Raw genomic sequence first — 15,702 nt, 5'->3', positions numbered from 1 at the left:
TATGGCCTGCGCTACCAGCTCGCACAGCAGAATCCGAAGCGGCAGGTGTACGTCGACGAGCGCCTCGACGCCCAATTACGCCGCTCCTACCGCAACGCCTTCTCCGACGCCGCGGAAAGAGTGCGCGGCCGCCGGGTCGTGTTGTTCTATGTCGAGCGATCTCAGGGAGGTTTCGCCACGGCGGTCGACGCTGCGGTCATGCTGACCAATCGTGGCTATATCCCAGGGGATTCGTCGTATGAGGTGCAGATGGCAGATGCGCTCACCGCCGCGGGCCGCAGCTTTGTCAAACCGCTGACTTTTGATGCGGCGGCAGATCATGCGGTGACCTCAGCGGTCTTTCCGGACTTCGTGCTGACCGATGAAGCCGCTACCTACGTGGAGGTGTGGGGCCTATTCGGTCGAGTCGACTACGAACGACGAAAGGCTGAGAAGCTCGCGCACTACCAGCAGACTGCGGCGCGGTTGATCGAATGGACGGTGACCGAACCGATGCCAGCGCTTGGACGCGTGCCTGGCTGACCGGTTCCTCACCCCATCGGGTTATGGGCGCGAATCGTGGCAGCCACCTGGGCGTGAATTTCGTAGGCTTGGGTGGTTCGAATCCCGGCACTAACCGGTGCTGAGCAGCTTCGTGACCATAACGGTGTTGTCAGATCTCCACCGAACTGGTTTCCGCAGGTCACGTGCCTTTCTGTGTTCATGACACGTCATTTTCGGTATCGAGGTCTCGGTTGATGGACTCTAGGATCGCGTCCACGATCGGTCCGCTGCCATTGGAGAGGCGCCGGGTGCCGGTGCTGGTAAGTTCGGCTCCTGCGTCAAGGAGTTCGCTGCCGGTGAGAATGATTCGCCCGCGCCCGCGGTTGATGAACTCTCCGGCGTCCAGCACTGCCAGGTGCCCGTCGTCAAGGGCGAGCAGGGTGCTGTCCGGGTTTCTGAGTAGCAGTGCTGCGGCGTGCTGTCGGGTGATGCGAGGCAGGCGGGGCATGGGCCAACATCCGTTTCGTGGTCGAATCCGGGGACACCAGGTGGATCGGACGGTAACCGATATCAATTCCCAGACTACCGATCTTGGCAGCGTGGCCGAAGCTCTGAGTTCAGTTCGCCGACCACTCTATCCCCGCCAACTGACTTGCCGAATGAACGCTGGCCTCGTCACGCCGATAAGAACACGAGCCACACGGACGCTGCGGGCGCGTGCAACTCGTCCTCGGCAGCCGCGACAGCGGTACTGCGAAACCTTGGAGGCCTTGGCAACGACCCCCGTGGACTCCACTCACGCCGCGCTCAATCCGCGAGTCCGGCGACGGCCGCCGATCAGGGGTTCTGTCCCTCTACCGCGATGCTCGCGTGTCCGGTCGTTGTGGCGCAGGCTTGGGTGAACGGTGCGAAGTAGTTGTTCTCCGGCCAGCCATCCACGTCCGCGATCTGACCGTTGCGCCCCCACGTGTCGCCGCCGTTATCACTGACCAGGTCGATGTCCTCGGGAATGTCCCTGTATGAGGCGAACTTTCGCGATTGCGCGTCATTCATACGGTCCATCATCGTCGCCCCCGATGCCGGAGTGGGCGGAATCCGGGAAGCTAAGCATCCTGCGACCTGGCTAGTTCTTGGTGGCCAATGAGGTTTCGACGGCGTCGAAGATGTCGGCGTCGACTTGTTGCTGCCAGTCTGGGAGCTGGTTCCAGTCTGCGACGTAGGAGGGTTTCGGGTCGGGAAAGTGCTTGTAGATTTGCCCGATCCAGCAGAGGGCTACGAAGCGTCCGCGTTGTTCGCGGGTGAGTTTGCTGGTCGATCCGTCGGTGGCTTCGATGAATGCCGCGACTTGTGTGTAAACCGCTGTGGCGCTGGCTTGTTCCCACTCTGGCATCTGTTCCCAGGGTGCGATGTAGCCGGGTTTGGGTTCGCCTGGGTAGTGCTTGATGACGCCAGCGATCCAGGCGCTGCGGAAGATGCGTCCGCGGTCGGTGTCGTGCACGGTGTCTCCTTGGTTGATTCAGCGCAGTTGGAGGGCTGTGATTTGTTGACTGAGGTGATGGACGTGCTGATCGTGTTGGACTGGCTCGATGTGTCTGCGTAGGAGTTCGAGTCGGCGCCCGAGGTACCCGGAGTGGGTTCGGCGTGCGATATCGAGTGCGGCGTTGCCGTAGGTGACGAGTTGGAGCGGGTCGCGGCGCAGCGCACCGGCGGCGGCGAGATCGATCAGGACGCTTGCCCGACGTCGGGTCGAGAGGGGGCGGTCGAGAACCGACAACAGGAGGGGTTCAGCCTTGTCGGGACGTCCGAGCTGTACGTAGCAGGCGCCGAGCTCTTCGTCGAGGCGTGATCCATCGAACCGCAACCAGCCGGTATCGCTTGTACCAGCTATATCGAGTGCGGCTCGCGCGGCGTCGGTGGCGCGTTCGCAGTCCTGCGCTTGGCCGAGGCCGGCGAAGGCTTGGGCGAGTACCGAGTCGACCCAGTACCGCGTGGTCACGCTCGGGTCTCCTCGGCGGGCGAGTTCTCGCGCCGATTCGAGCAACGGGACCGCGGTTGCGAACGCGCGGTCGAAGAGGCTGATGTAGGCGTGTCGGGTCATCGCGCACGCCCACAGGTCCATCGCGCCTGCCTCTTTGCTGAATGCGGCAGCGGCGGTGTAGCAGTGCGATGCGGTCGCGAAGTCAGCGTTGTCCAGGAGGATCTCGCCGGCGAGCTGGAGAATCTCACTGGCGATTGCGTGCAGCGAGCGTCGCACGGATTCGTCATGAGGTCGGCGCAGCGCGCTGAGCACGGCGTCGAGGTGCTCGCGCACGGCGGGGAAGGTCTCGGCCTTGGTTACCGCTGTCGAATAGCGTTCCCACAGTGTGTGATTGATGTGTGCGTACTCGGAGGTTGTCGCGGTATCGACGCGGCTGGAACCGCCGGTCGCTGCCAGGATTCGGTCCCAATCCATCGGTGGTGCGACCAGCGTCGCGCTGGAGATGCTCAGCAGTCTCAGCAGCTCGCGGCGGTTCACGTCGTAGATCTCCATGGAGTAGCACGGTGTGGAGTGTCGATCAGGATCGTCGAGGTCGAGCTTAGGCGGTGTGGCCGGTGCTGCGGCACTGTCGTTGGTTTGTCGCAGTTCAGCGCACCGCAGATGGAACCGTTGTCGTTGATCGTCGCTCACCCGTGCCAGCGTCGTGTCCATGATCGCCGCGTTCACCGCTCGTAGCGTCAGCGTGCCACCACGGCGCTCCCATTTGCGCAGAGTGTCGAAGTGCACGCCTGTGATCCGGCAGAACCCGCGACGTGTTTCACGCAGTGCGTCGCGTAAGGCACGCACCTCGAGTCCTGTCCACGAAAGTTGCACACACATAGCGGTACTCACCCCTGTACCAGTTTGTGCGAGAAGCGTACCCCCTCGGTACCCCTGCAAGACCCACTAACGACCCTTCCGCAACAGCCTGGCGACTGCGACCGTTGAAGGACCGCAACGACGCAATGCCACATTAATCGCAAGTGCCACACCAGCACTCGACGGCAACGGCACGAAGTCGCGGCGCGGATGGGGCGTGTCGTTGCCGCGCCTGCAACTCGCCAGGTGGTCGCTGGGTTCCCGAGGGTCGGTTCGGGCTCCGCGCTCGAACGCCGCGCACTCACACGTGCGCCCCAGATGGTGCCTGTGCTCGAGGAGGAGATAAGAAGATGGTGCTGAAACAGCCTCTGTTACACGGGATCTTGCTGCTCGGTGGCAGCGGGAGCCGGATGCGTCCGGCTGTTGTCGGTAACAAGCATCTGATCCCGGTCGGTGGCCGCCCGCTGGCCGACTACGGCCTGGAATTGCTGATGTGCTGTGGTATCGAGAGGCTCAGCGCGGTCGCCGGGCCTGGCGACATCGAACATTTCCGCCGACTCTTCGATCGCGTCGCACCGGAAGTCTCGATCGACTACGTGGTTCAGCCTCATCCTCTGGGGACCGCTGATGCGTTGCAGCGCTGCGCTGACTCCGTCCAGCTTCCCTACGTCGCCACGTTGTGGGGCGACAACCTGTTCGAGTTCACGCCGGCCGAAACGGTGCAACGCTTTGTCGCAGATCCTGCTCCGGCCATGATCACTGTCGCCGAATCAGCCACCCCACAGCACTTCAGCACTGTCGCCATCGACGACGGCCGCGTCAGGGCAATCACCGACAAACCCGTACACGCCACGACAAATATCGTCTGCGCCGGATTGATGTTGTTCGAGACCGATGCCCTGTTCCGGTCGGTCCAGCACGTCGATCCGAACGCACGCGGCGAACGCGAAGCGATGGACGCCGTGCGCGGCTTCATGCGCGCAGGTGAGTTGCGCTTCGACCGGCTGACCGGGCGCTGGTTCGACGCCGCCGTCTCTCCCGCGTTTCTCCGCGAGGCCGAACTGTTCGCCCTCCGGCGAGGTTTCAACCACCCGACGTCCGAAATTCAGGAGCCCCCGTCATGGACCTCACCCACCCGTCCGCGCCAGTTCGGCTCAACCTCGACACCACGAGGCGTTGCCAGCTGAGTTGCTGGTACTGCCACTCCTCATCCGGCCCCGACTACCGCGGACCCGAAATCGATCCAGCCCTCGTCCCCGACATCCTCGAGGCCGCCGATCGGCATCGAATCTTCGAGATCACCATCACCGGTGGAGAGCCCACGATGTGGCCCGGCCTGATACCGATGCTCGAACAATCACCGCGCCTGAAATTTTCGAGTCTGCTGCTGATCACCAATGCCTTGGCGACACCACCGAAACTGCTTCGCACTGTGGAGTCGGCGAACCTGTCACGGATCTGTGTCAGTCTCGACGGGCTCGGTGAGCGGCACGACCGTAACCGCGGGCAAGGAAGCTACGAACGGACACTGCGAGGTATCCGCGAACTGCGCAATGTGCACGAAAACATCGCGGTCATCTCCGTCGTCGACGCGACCAACCACACGCGCTGGCCGGAACTGACATACCAGCTGGCTGAGCTGGGCGTGCGCGCCCACCACCTGACACCGGTATGCACCGCCGGGCACGCGATCACCGACTATCGCGGCCTGGACGCCCAGCAGTTCGCCGACGTGCATCGGATGGTCGAGCAGATCGCCACCGAGGTCCCCGAGATCGCGGTGCTGTTCAACGACGAACTTGTGCACCCACTAGCAACTCGCACCATGGGCATCCACCAGTTCACCGAGAACTGGAAGGGCTGGCACCGCATCGTGCGCCCCGACGGCGAGGTGCGTACCCAGATCCGCGCGTGGGGCCGCACCTGGCGCACGCCCGAAACCATCGGCAACCTCCGCCACCAAAAGCTGTCCCAGATCCTCGAGGAACCAATCCAGCAGGTTTCGGCGTTCACCCGAGCTGAAGAAGTCGCTCGCAAATTTCGCCTTGATGCCAACGCCGGGCTGATCCTCGCCGACCTGGACGACATCAACGCCACCGAAAACGGCGAGGATGCCACACAAACCCCGCAGACCTTCGTCGCCGATGTCCCCGTGCCCACGCCACTGGGCATCGGACTCGATGATCTCGCCGGCCGAATCCGCGAGACACCAGACCAGTTCCGAATCCGCGAGGAAGAGGGTTTCACGTTGCTGTTCAACACCCACAGTCACGAAGTGCACGTGCTCACCGACGGCGAGAACCGCTCGCTGACTCAGGAATTGGCGAAGGTCGCCGCATGAGAGTGCTGGTCACCGGCGGCGCCGGATTCCTCGGGGTGCACGTTGTCGAGCAGCTCCTGCGCCAGCGCCGGGTCACGGCCGTGACCGTGCTCGACAACTGTCGCCACACCGCGATACCGCGAGCTCTCCCGGCCTCGCAGCGAGTCACCGTGGTCGAAGGAACCGTGCTCGACACCGGATTGGTCACCGAACTCGTGACCGAGTGCGAAGTCGTGATCCACCTTGCCGCAGAAACATTCGTCGATGCGTCCATCGCCGAGGACGCACTGTTCGTCGAAACCAACATCACCGGCACGGCGGTGCTGCTGCGCGCGCTGAGAGCTCTCGGCGGCCGACGGCTAATGCACGCCTCTACCGACGAGGTATTCGGCGAAGCGAGCGATGAACCATTCACCGAGGCTACGCCGTACCGGCCACGCAACCCCTACGCCGCCACCAAGGCTGCCGCGGACCATCTCGTACGCGCCTACACCACCACTCACGACCTCGACGCCACGATCTGTCACTTCAGCAACCTCTTCGGTCGCTGGCAATATCCCGAAAAGCTCATCCCCGCCACCGTGGTGCGGCTGCTCCGGGGCGAACCCGCCCAGATATACGGCAACGGGCAGCAATCCCGCACCTGGCTGCACGTCACCGACGCTGCCGCAGGGCTTCTCGCCGCACTCGATCACGGCGCCGCAGGCGAGTCGTACCTGATCGGAGGAGACCACGAACTGACCACGCTGGAGGTCGTCGGCCGCATCGCCGAACACCTGGGCATCGCTGTTGAGGACGCCACCAGCTTCGTCGCCGACCGGCCCGGCCACGACCACCGCTACTGGACAGATACGAGCAAGGCTCGCCGCGAACTCGGCTGGAAACCCGCGACAACGTTCGATGACGGCCTCGCAGACACCGTGACTTGGATGACCACACACCAAGGATGGTGGCGACCGTGAAAGACAAGAACGCATTCCGCGCCGCCTACCACGACGGCAGCGTCCTCGCCGCGAAGATCGACATCCACACCCGCTACAGCAGCATCCCGATCGACCTGCACGCCGCGATCACCACCCGCTGCGGCCTGCCGAACGAACTCGCCCTGCTCGACATCGGCTGCGGCACAGGACATCTACTCGAGCACATCGCAGCCCTCGGGCACCGCGGCCGGCTCTCCGGCCTCGACCTCGTGCGCCCGCCGATCCCCGACACCCCCAGCAAGCGCTACGCCGCAGGCGACGCCGAATACCTGCCCTTCCCCGACGACACCTTCGACATCATCACCTGCCTGCACACCCTGAGCCACCTCGGCGACCTACCAGCCGCGATGAACGAGGCACGACGGGTACTTCGCCACCACGGGATGTACGTAGCCACCGCCAACTCGCTCTACGCCTACCCGCACACCTACCGGTACCGGTGCCGAATCCACGACGAATTCGGTTGGGGCGAACCCGAGTTCACCACCACCCATGTCAACGCCGAGAACCTCGAACAGACACTCGCCCTGCACTGGCATGTGCTCAGCGTCGACTTCCTAGACGGCGAACTGCGCATACCGGTCGACGAATACGCCGACTACTTCGCCGCCAACATCCCCACCTGGGACCACACCCCCACCGCAGCCGAGCAGGAGACGATCCTCCAGCAGATCAACCAGTGGGCACGCGAAAACCACAGTGACGGCTACATCATCGAACCCAAACGAGTCGCTGTCGCGGTCTGCGCCGACAACCCGTGAGTCAACGCCCGCGCGCCAACGCGGTCCGCAACACCGACACCGCCCCACGCCCCACCAACCCGAGCGCTACCAGAGGCGTCAGCACGATCCACGGACTGCGCCGGTTGTAGTCGATGTAGAACCGCAACGCGCTGCGATGATGGTTACGCACCTTCCGGAACGGTGCATGCCGCGTACTGCCTCCCTCGCGGTGCAAGATTTCTACGTCAGGGTCGAGGACCACTCGCCACCCGGCGCGGTGCAAGTCCAGCGCGATCTTAGTTTCTTCGAAATACATGAAGTAGCGCTCGTCATAGCCACCGACGGCATCGAACGCCTCCCGCCGAAACAGCATGAAGCAACCCGAGATCCAGTCGACATCACTCACCGCGGTCACCGGATTGCCGAAGTAAGCGCGGGTCGCGGGATTAGCGGGCCACACCGAACCCAGCAGGGCATGAGCGATCCCGATACCGATCGAGGGGAACCGGCGACCGGTCGGATACGCAGAACCATCCAACCGCGACACCCGTGGACCGATCACCCCGATCCGGTCATCAGAACGCGCCGTCTCGACCAACGCCGCGATCGCCCCCGGCGTCATCCGCGTGTCCGGATTCGCAATCAACAACCACTCAGTGTCCAACTCCCGGGCACCCTGATTGATCGCACGAGTCAAACCGACATTGACCCGGTTCCGGATGACCGTCGCCCCGAACGCCTCGCAGATCTCGGGCCCGTCATCAGTCGACGCGTTATCGACCGCAACGACCCGCAGTGACAGCGGCTCAACCGAAGACGGCAGCGATTCCAGGAACGGCGGAAGATCCTCACTGCTGCCATAAGTGACCAGGACAAGACCGACCGACTTCTCATCACGTGCGGGCATGCCCGCGAACCTAGCAGGCCACCGACAACGAAGGCAGACGGATGCGCCAGTCGGCTGGGCCGAGGTCGAACTCGCGGGCGTTATCAAGCCGGCAAGCGTCAAGTCGTTCTGCCTCTTGATGCAGACGGGCGATGAGGTGCCGGCCACGACTGGTCCGCCAATATCCTCAGCCGGGCGCCGTGCACGTCATCTCAAGTCCGCCCTGGCAAATCACCGATTTGCGCCGAGCAAGGAGCCCTAGTGCACACACATTCTGGCGGAAGAACTCGCACAGTCCCTCGACACGTACCGGTGAAAGGTGTTTCATATCACCAAGAGCCGCCGCTTCGTATCTCGGAATCCCGCCAACACCACGCATGATCCGAACCAGCCCGCTGCTGGGGATTGGGGTGCTCGTATGGAGATCGACATGACCTGCCCCAGTTGCGGGCGTGATCACGGAGTCCAGCGTGTGCCTGCGGCACACGCCGAAGGGGTATCAACCAGCTACGGCACCAACTTCACCACCGGCGTAGGAGTCACCTCGGCTGGCTTGGTGCCGATCATGGGCACAACGACCGTCCAGCGCACACACACGACGGCATTGGCCCAAAGCCTCTCGCCCGCACCCGCCCTGCGCCCCGTAGGACGGCTCATCGCTATCGCACTGGTGCTGCTGCTCCCAGATCTCCTCGCGATACCCATACTGGCACTGGGCATCCAACAGCCGGACCCGGTCGGCCTGGCTCCCACACTCTTCGCCGCAGCATTCGTGCTCGGCATCTTGGCTATGCCATCGATCCTTATCCTCTGCGTTGTGATCGGCAGAAATCGCTTCAACAGCAGAGTCATCCGAGGCCGCAATGCTGCCTATCCAGTATGGAGTTCAGGCTTGTACTGCCATCCATGCGGCGTAGCGTTTTGGCCCATATCTCCAGCCCCGAACATCCCCGCACAGCAAGCGCTCCTGCCCGAGCATTTTCGCTGGCACGTATGGAACGCCGGGGGCTACGTCAACACGTGAGGTACCTGCCTGCCGGATAGCGGCCTCCGGCAGAGCACGCAAAGCCGAGATTTCGGTGGTCAGAGGTCACTTACCGCCCGTCGCCAGGGTCAGCCCGACCGCTCGACTCGGACGCTGGCTCACCCGAGGCACCTCCGAGAGGAACTTTGCGTCTCGCGTGGTCGACGCTGCTGTCAGGAGATCCACTCTCGTTGGTAGTAGTCCGAGCGGCCGAGATCAGTTGCCGTGCTTGCCGAGGCGTGATTTCCAGCAGCTCGGCGACGTCGTCGTCGGTTTGACCTTCTTCGCGAAGGACGGCGGCGGCCGCGGCTTGCTCGGCGCGGTATCGAGCAAGTTCCTCGTCTGCGCGGGTTTTCAGCTGCTGGATCTGCTGGCGGTAGGTCTCGAGGTCGCGGTCGCGTTTGCTCTCGCACTCCTCGATGGCAACCCAGGCTGCGACGTATCGCTTCACCGCTGTGGTGATGGCCCTCTCACGTTGCCGAGCGCGAGCCCGACGTTGTTCCACCCGCTCGCGGTTTCGTTTCATACGGTCGGGCACCTCGGAGTGGCGGGCTGGACGTGGTGACGGCCGCGGTCCTGAATTCGGCATGGCGGAACTCCTCATCGTCCCGTCCACCTGATTCTCCCGTCCACCAGGATACCGACCCACGGGCCGCCGCCCTTCCTGACGAGTAGGCCGAACGTCCGAGTCGGGACCGTGCTGCCGCCGCCACCTTGCTCGCCTACAGCGCCTACACCCACGGCGACGGTCTCCTGGCCGGTAGCACGGACCGCAGACCCGCACCACCCCCATGCCCTGCCGCTCGAACAATCCCTCGCCATCGGTGGACGCCCGGAAAGGATCCGCCTTCTCGCCCACCGCGATTTTCAGGCCGCCACCGCACTCGGGATAGATCTCGCCACACCTACCCAATAAAGCCGGTGACAGATCCCCCACCGCCGCCTGCCTGCCGAGAGGAGTTCCCGATGCTCCGACAGTGTGATGGATTATTCCCTCTCCCTTCACTTTTCGACGATCAGACGCTGCTGCGGGAGCGGGCGATCAGGTTTGCATGCGGTGGGGTTCAACGCCGATGAGTCCGGTCGGATCGGAAAGGATTCCTCGGTCACGATGGGCGGGCAGCGCCGCCCGATCTACCCGTTGCACGAGGCAGGCTGGTCCCGGGCCCACTGCCAAGGCTATCTGTTCGGGCTGTTCGGTGTGTGGTGGCCGAAATCGTGTTGCCGCCAATGCTGTTTCGTGTCGGTGCCCAGCTGGCCTGAGCAGCTCGAACGGTATATCGCGGCGCCGGCCGAGGCGTTCGAGCATCTGGTCGACGAGTACGTCGCCCTTGCGCTGAATCGCAATTCCGGGCTGTTCGGGCCTGGCAAGTCGTTGGCGGATCGGCTGCGCCGCGATGGCGCCGACCATGTCCTGGCGCTCGCGGCGGCTGCACTCGATCGCTGCGGGTGGGCGGTGTATCGGGTGCGGCGCTGCTATAGCCGTCCCGCGACGGCGTGACGTTCGGTCGAGACGATCTATCGCGGCACTCGCGCGGCGGCATCGCAGCTCCTCACAGAACTCGGTCGCCACCTTGGCGTCTCTCCGGACGATGACGGCGAGCACACTCGAGTGTGGCTGACCGAGCCGTCGATCACTTTTCCGCGTGCCGCCAACTTCGGATATTCCGGAACCGGAAGTAGCGGGCGACCGCACGGCGTGTCCCGTTCGTCACTCATTGCGAGACACGCCATGCTGCCAGTCGTGGGGCAACTGGCAGTACGGCAACCCTCCGCGAGAACAGGTTCCATATCTGTCAAGCGAACCGATCATGGTGACGGCAGCACGACGACCGGAAATGGCTCCAAGGTCCGCTTAGGTCAAGGCGGCGTCAGCGTGTTCCGTGTCGTCGAAGTTGGCGTTGATGGCGACCCCAACCGCGCCCTTGTCGAGGAGCCGAAGCCCGGGGTCCATCAGCGGCCGACCGACATCAGGCGGCTCGTACTCGCCGACGACGACCGGGTCAGATGTAGGGTCTCAAAGTCGTGGCGGACCGCCAACGGTTGAAATTCCAGGCGATGTAACAGATGGGTTGCTGCCGTCCGGAAGTGCAGTACTCCCTGGCTAGGACGGCCTAGGCTCGCTCTCGCCCTGCTTCGAATCCTGGTTGGCCGTGACACAATACAGGTGAGGGGGCGGGGTGCCTTCCGCTAATTGGACAGCTGCAACAGAGAACGAACCGACAGGTATCTTTGTATCATGTTCGGAAAGGTGACGAGTGTCGGGCGAGGCATCGCAGGAAAAGGGCCGCGAGGGAGCGCGACTGGCGAAAAAGTGGCTGGAGCGCTCGACGCGGGTCAACGTCACCTGGGTCAATCCTGACAAAGTTGCGATTCCAAAGTTAACGCTGGACAAGGCCCGCCCTGTCGGGCAGAGCAAAGACTTCTCGTTCGACCTTGGCGGGTACCTCAGGGGAGAGGATATCGATGGCCAGACGTTTTTGGCGGAGTGTAAAAACTATAAAGACTCATCCGACCAAGGAAATCATTACTCGGCGTTTCTTGCCCACTGTTACAGAGCGGCTGCCACCAACCACCTTCTTGGCGACAACTTCTTTTGGATAACCTACGCTCCGTTCAATGTCACGACGTGGGATCAGCTGGCTTCCAAAGAGAAGGTTCGAAAGTCGGTTCTGGATAATCCCGATGTCAACTTTTGCGAAGGTGAAGACCCGATCGCAGTGATTTCTCAAGAAATTGTTTGCGCGGTCTCGGAGCGTCTGTGGATGCTCGTGCTATCCGAGAAGCAGATAGAGCACCTGGTCTTGACCGCAAACCACCACAGCATTATTGAGCAGGATATTATCAGGAACGGGTGGGCAGGCAAATGACTAACGAGCAAGAAGTGATCGAGATGGCGGGCTCCCTGTCTGATTCATCAGACTCAATCCGGGACTTGAAGCGCATCGCCGTGGACGCCTTGACTGAAGCTGATCCGGACACGCGAGTTATCACCATGCCCAACTTCAACCACTCGTACTTGCCCGATTTCGTCCTGGAGTGGCCGAAACGCAGCAGCCGAGATCACCGGTTTGTCTATCTGAGGTCTTCATCCTATTTGGACGAGCTGCAGGAGGACGTCACTTCTCTCCGCGATAAGGAACCAGTCTTCCTGTACTTGAGTGATCTGGAGTCGGCTTCCCACGCCGATGGCGTTGAAGCCCCCGAGGCGCAGGCTCTCGACGAGGCAGCGACACGGTCTCACTCGCTAGTCAGCAGCATTCCGGCAATCCGGAAGTTCCGCGGCATCGCGAGCACTCGACAGACCGGGCAGCTGATCTCATCGTACGTAGTACGGGGTGGCCAGGGCCTCATAGAAGATGACACAGCTACGAGGTCGGCCGAAGTCATCGAGTCGGGCTTCCAGGGTGCGCTTCTGGCTGATCGAGAGCTGACACTTCAAGCCCTTGCGACCGTTGAGCAGCTGCTTAATCCTGCGTCTGCCACCCAGTTTTCGCATCTCCTAGAGGCGGCCTGGGTTAGTAGTGGGGCGTCTGTAATGGAGTTTCCCGGCGGGGTCACATCACTTGGTGACAAGCTTCCGGCACCGTTGCTGTACGAGCTCATACGCATGGTGTCAGCAGAATCAGAAGAGTTCTGGACCCGCGTCGGAGGTAGCGTCGATGTGGACTCATTTACAGGGCTTCACCTTGTTGGGCAACAGCCTGCTCTGCAGCTGCTAGTTCCATACGCACTGAAGAATCTCCGCAGCCGTCAATGCACCGTCCGACGAACTGTGCGATCCGACCAGGCTAGCGATCCTTATATGTGGCAAGTCGACAACGGTATTTTGTCGCTGAGGGGTGGCGGCTTTCAGAGTTGGCTCGCATCCGCGCCCGGCACAGGTGATGATATATACGACGAACCGGAGGTAATGCCAACTATTAACAAGGTGGTTGAACGCTGCAAAGCAGCTCAACTCCCGCTGGTGCAGGTAGAGTCGGACAACCGTCAAGGAACGTTAAGCTATTCTTCGCGCGAAGACGCCGACCTCACATCAGATACAGCGTTGAGTGAGATTGGACGCATGCTTGGGTTGACGGCGGCTGTATCGTCGGCGATCGTCAATCTGCGCGGCGGCAAGCGACTTCATTTGGACTTCGTTGACAACGTGGCATTCGGCAAGACGAAGGCAATGTTCCCGGTGCGGGATTTGTTGATAGCTGCGTGGTTCACGCTTTTGGATATGTCGAGTGAGCAACAGTATGAACTTCTGTCGGAGCTGCCGGCCGCGACAGAAGGTTGGAGTGACGACTGAGCATCTTGCCTGCCAAAGGTAGATATTTAGATGATGTCAGGCTGCCGCAGTGAGAATTGCGGGCGAATTCTGAAGAATATACCGCGCCCGCGTCGATGCAGACTAAGCAGTGCGGTCAGCTTGCCGTCCGTCTTGCGTCGCTACCTGAGGTGGTGGGTAGTGGTCGAGGTAGCTGACCGGAACTGGCGGCAGCTTCAAATCCTGCCGTACCAGTTCGATGAATTTGCTGAAGGCGTCATGGACTGGAACCCTCGCCAACTTCCAGTCGTCGACGGTGGCCACGCGCACGTCAAAGCCCCCGTAAATCAATAAGATTCGTCAGAGACCTCTAACGCGACCGGCCCGTGTCACCGCGCCGCCCCAATCAGCTCCTCCCGTCTGGTGCGACTTCCGATGGGTGTTGGAGGAATTCTTCGTCGCGGCACCGGATTCGGTCCGGCCCAAACAGCGATCCGGCTTCGAAACGCGTTGGCACGGCCATGCCGACGCCCGGCTCGCCGCCTTGGAACGAGCTGCCCACGACTTCTACTCGCCCTGAGACGCGGCATGACCCGAGTGCAGCGAACTCCTGTGACGCATCGCCCGAAAGCTGTTGTGTCACAACCCCGCCCATGTTCGCCCTGAAATGTCATCGCTGGCCTGTGGAAGGAGTTGGTTACCTATGTCGTCTCCACGATTCGATCCCGGCGCGTTGATCGCATCGATGCCGGCCACGCTCGGTTACGACCCCCGACGTCGGATTGTGCTCGTGCTGTTCAATACCGGTTGTGAGGACCGAGACCTGGGCCGCAGCGCGGTCGCGTCCTTCGCGCTGACCGACCCGGCCGCTTCGATGGTCGTGCGTGTGTGTGCTGCCGCACGCCAGGTCGGTGCCACCTGCACGCTGGCGATCGTTGTCGATGACCGTCTGAGCGACTCGATCTCGTGCACGCCACTGGATTCCGGACTCACGATGCTGATTGCCACCCTCGCGGCCGGTCTCGACCGTGCCTGCGCCCCGCTGACCCATCTGTGGATGACCACGGCAATCACTGCCGGTGCGTCCTGGTGGTCATTCACCGACACCGCCGATCGGGGTGTTCTTCCCGACCCAGGACGGACAGCCGCGGCCTGCGACCGCGACGCTGACGGTCACACCACCTACCCGTCCAGACAGGCGCTGCTCGATGCGGTGTCCCCGCATCCGCGGCTGGCCGCCGAGGTCGAGTGCTGGATGCCTGCAGCGCGCGAGCGAGCGCAGCGCGCGCGGGAACGCGCAGCGGCGCAGGACTCTTGGCGTAGCCACGACCGCCGGGGGTTGTTGCAAGTGCTGTTCTGTATCGCCGATGTCGCGGCCGGTGAGGATTTGACGCCGGGGCAGTTCGCTGAGTTGGCGATGGTGTTGTCCGAGCAGATGGTCCTGGACTGTTTACACGCCACTGCGGGCAGTGAGTATCGGGTGCAGGCCGAGCAGCTCTGGATGCTGTTGCTGAGGGCTCTGGCCGGGCCCGAACGCGCCGCGCCCGCAGCGCTGCTCGGCTACAGCGCCTATCTGCGTGGTGACGGCGTGCTGGCCCGCGTCTGTGTGCACGCCGCGCTGGACGCGAATCCCAGCCACCTCACCGCGCGGCTGTTGCTGGCCGCACTCGACCGAGCAATACCGGCCGCCACGATGCCCGCCTGGACCCGATTCGGCGTCGCGGCCGCGGCGGACCTCGGGATCGACCTCGCACGCCTCGACGGCTGAACCACGACAGCAGCGCGGCGCCGGCCCGTTGCCCCGACGCCACATCGATCAATCGCCCCAACAATGAAAGGGACACCGATGCCGACCTCGGCCGATCCAGACAGCACCACCCCTCGCGGGCCACACGCCACACCAGTTCTCGACCTCGGCAGCGTTCACCGCAAGACCGCGTGCTGGCAGCTTCCCTGCCCTAGGGAGGCAATGGGCCAGCCCGGTGTCGAGCTGGTCGTCTGGTTCTGCCGCCAGTACGACTGCTACCGAGCCGATCTCGTCCCATTCATCGGCTCGTGTACGCAGTCTGGAACACACTGGATTCCGCCGAAACGCCTTTCCATCGCTACCCTCGCTGGGCCCCGAGGCTGCGAGCACTCGGTGCTGGAACAGCTCTTCCACGACGCGATGGCCGAGCTCGTCCGCCGCTTCGA

Annotated in this window: 16 protein-coding genes; 11 read left to right on the top strand and 5 right to left on the bottom strand. The window is 62.8% G+C overall.

What is annotated here, in order from left to right; genetic code table 11:
• On the top strand, nucleotides 1-522 hold a 522-nt coding region (locus NBRGI_RS04200; protein ID WP_029892928.1), incomplete at its 5' end, for a DUF1173 family protein.
• Nucleotides 523-700: 178 nt separating this feature from the next.
• Here NBRGI_RS04200 and NBRGI_RS04195 read toward each other — a convergent pair.
• The 4 genes from NBRGI_RS04195 to NBRGI_RS43385 all read right to left on the bottom strand — a co-directional run bounded on the left by NBRGI_RS04195 (nucleotide 701) and on the right by NBRGI_RS43385 (nucleotide 3,247).
• The gene (locus tag NBRGI_RS04195; RefSeq protein WP_029892927.1) at nucleotides 701-991 is read right to left on the bottom strand and encodes a hypothetical protein; all 291 of its coding nucleotides are present in this window, start codon (nucleotides 989-991) and stop codon (nucleotides 701-703) included.
• A gap of 329 nt (nucleotides 992-1,320) precedes the next feature.
• The gene (locus NBRGI_RS04190; protein WP_029892926.1) at nucleotides 1,321-1,536 is read right to left on the bottom strand and encodes a hypothetical protein; all 216 of its coding nucleotides are present in this window, start codon (nucleotides 1,534-1,536) and stop codon (nucleotides 1,321-1,323) included.
• A 70-nt stretch (nucleotides 1,537-1,606) separates the two neighbouring features.
• A complete protein-coding gene (locus tag NBRGI_RS04185) occupies nucleotides 1,607-1,981 on the bottom strand; it encodes a hypothetical protein (RefSeq protein ID WP_029892925.1) in 375 nt (124 codons plus the stop codon).
• Between the two features lie 18 nt (nucleotides 1,982-1,999).
• The gene (locus NBRGI_RS43385) at nucleotides 2,000-3,247 is read right to left on the bottom strand and encodes a hypothetical protein (protein ID WP_051727492.1); all 1,248 of its coding nucleotides are present in this window, start codon (nucleotides 3,245-3,247) and stop codon (nucleotides 2,000-2,002) included.
• A gap of 422 nt (nucleotides 3,248-3,669) precedes the next feature.
• On the opposite strand from NBRGI_RS43385, the gene NBRGI_RS44950 reads away from it, so the two are divergent.
• From NBRGI_RS44950 to NBRGI_RS04160, 4 genes are read left to right on the top strand one after another with little or no spacing between them, the layout of a single operon-like run.
• On the top strand, nucleotides 3,670-4,506 hold the full coding sequence (locus tag NBRGI_RS44950; protein ID WP_051727491.1) for a sugar phosphate nucleotidyltransferase: 837 nt from the start codon (nucleotides 3,670-3,672) through the stop codon (nucleotides 4,504-4,506).
• Nucleotides 4,440-5,660: a radical SAM protein gene (locus tag NBRGI_RS04170; RefSeq protein ID WP_029892922.1), complete on the top strand. Its 1,221-nt coding sequence runs from the start codon at nucleotides 4,440-4,442 to the stop codon at nucleotides 5,658-5,660. Before NBRGI_RS44950 ends, NBRGI_RS04170 begins: the two co-directional genes overlap by 67 nt.
• Nucleotides 5,657-6,601 (top strand): dTDP-glucose 4,6-dehydratase, encoded by a 945-nt coding sequence (locus tag NBRGI_RS04165; RefSeq protein ID WP_029892921.1) that lies wholly within the window; start codon nucleotides 5,657-5,659, stop codon nucleotides 6,599-6,601. Before NBRGI_RS04170 ends, NBRGI_RS04165 begins: the two co-directional genes overlap by 4 nt.
• On the top strand, nucleotides 6,598-7,383 hold the full coding sequence (locus NBRGI_RS04160; RefSeq protein ID WP_158439773.1) for a class I SAM-dependent methyltransferase: 786 nt from the start codon (nucleotides 6,598-6,600) through the stop codon (nucleotides 7,381-7,383). The genes NBRGI_RS04165 and NBRGI_RS04160 overlap by 4 nt, the downstream gene beginning before the upstream one ends.
• A gap of 1 nt (nucleotide 7,384) precedes the next feature.
• Here NBRGI_RS04160 and NBRGI_RS04155 read toward each other — a convergent pair whose 3' ends face one another.
• The gene (locus NBRGI_RS04155; protein ID WP_036557383.1) at nucleotides 7,385-8,251 is read right to left on the bottom strand and encodes a glycosyltransferase family 2 protein; all 867 of its coding nucleotides are present in this window, start codon (nucleotides 8,249-8,251) and stop codon (nucleotides 7,385-7,387) included.
• A gap of 397 nt (nucleotides 8,252-8,648) precedes the next feature.
• Between NBRGI_RS04155 and NBRGI_RS47195 the strand changes: the two genes are divergently transcribed.
• The 6 genes from NBRGI_RS47195 to NBRGI_RS04120 all read left to right on the top strand — a co-directional run bounded on the left by NBRGI_RS47195 (nucleotide 8,649) and on the right by NBRGI_RS04120 (nucleotide 15,277).
• Complete coding sequence (locus NBRGI_RS47195) at nucleotides 8,649-9,254, top strand: hypothetical protein (protein ID WP_148310689.1); 606 nt, start codon at nucleotides 8,649-8,651, stop codon at nucleotides 9,252-9,254.
• Nucleotides 9,255-9,483: 229 nt separating this feature from the next.
• On the top strand, nucleotides 9,484-9,819 hold the full coding sequence (locus NBRGI_RS04150; RefSeq protein ID WP_029892918.1) for a hypothetical protein: 336 nt from the start codon (nucleotides 9,484-9,486) through the stop codon (nucleotides 9,817-9,819).
• Between the two features lie 492 nt (nucleotides 9,820-10,311).
• Entirely contained in the window at nucleotides 10,312-10,755 is a 444-nt protein-coding gene (locus NBRGI_RS04145; RefSeq protein ID WP_148310688.1) for a hypothetical protein, read from the top strand.
• Between the two features lie 757 nt (nucleotides 10,756-11,512).
• The gene (locus NBRGI_RS04135; protein ID WP_029892916.1) at nucleotides 11,513-12,124 is read left to right on the top strand and encodes a hypothetical protein; all 612 of its coding nucleotides are present in this window, start codon (nucleotides 11,513-11,515) and stop codon (nucleotides 12,122-12,124) included.
• Complete coding sequence (locus tag NBRGI_RS04130; protein WP_029892915.1) at nucleotides 12,121-13,551, top strand: hypothetical protein; 1,431 nt, start codon at nucleotides 12,121-12,123, stop codon at nucleotides 13,549-13,551. Before NBRGI_RS04135 ends, NBRGI_RS04130 begins: the two co-directional genes overlap by 4 nt.
• A gap of 661 nt (nucleotides 13,552-14,212) precedes the next feature.
• Nucleotides 14,213-15,277 (top strand): DUF4192 domain-containing protein, encoded by a 1,065-nt coding sequence (locus tag NBRGI_RS04120; RefSeq protein WP_029892914.1) that lies wholly within the window; start codon nucleotides 14,213-14,215, stop codon nucleotides 15,275-15,277.
• The last annotated feature ends 425 nt before the right edge of the window (nucleotides 15,278-15,702 follow it).

Source organism: Nocardia brasiliensis IFM 10847 (assembly GCF_000710915.1).
Taxonomy (GTDB): domain Bacteria; phylum Actinomycetota; class Actinomycetes; order Mycobacteriales; family Mycobacteriaceae; genus Nocardia; species Nocardia brasiliensis_A.
Note: the sequence above shows the minus strand (reverse complement) of the source record. Positions and strands in the feature narration are given on the sequence as shown.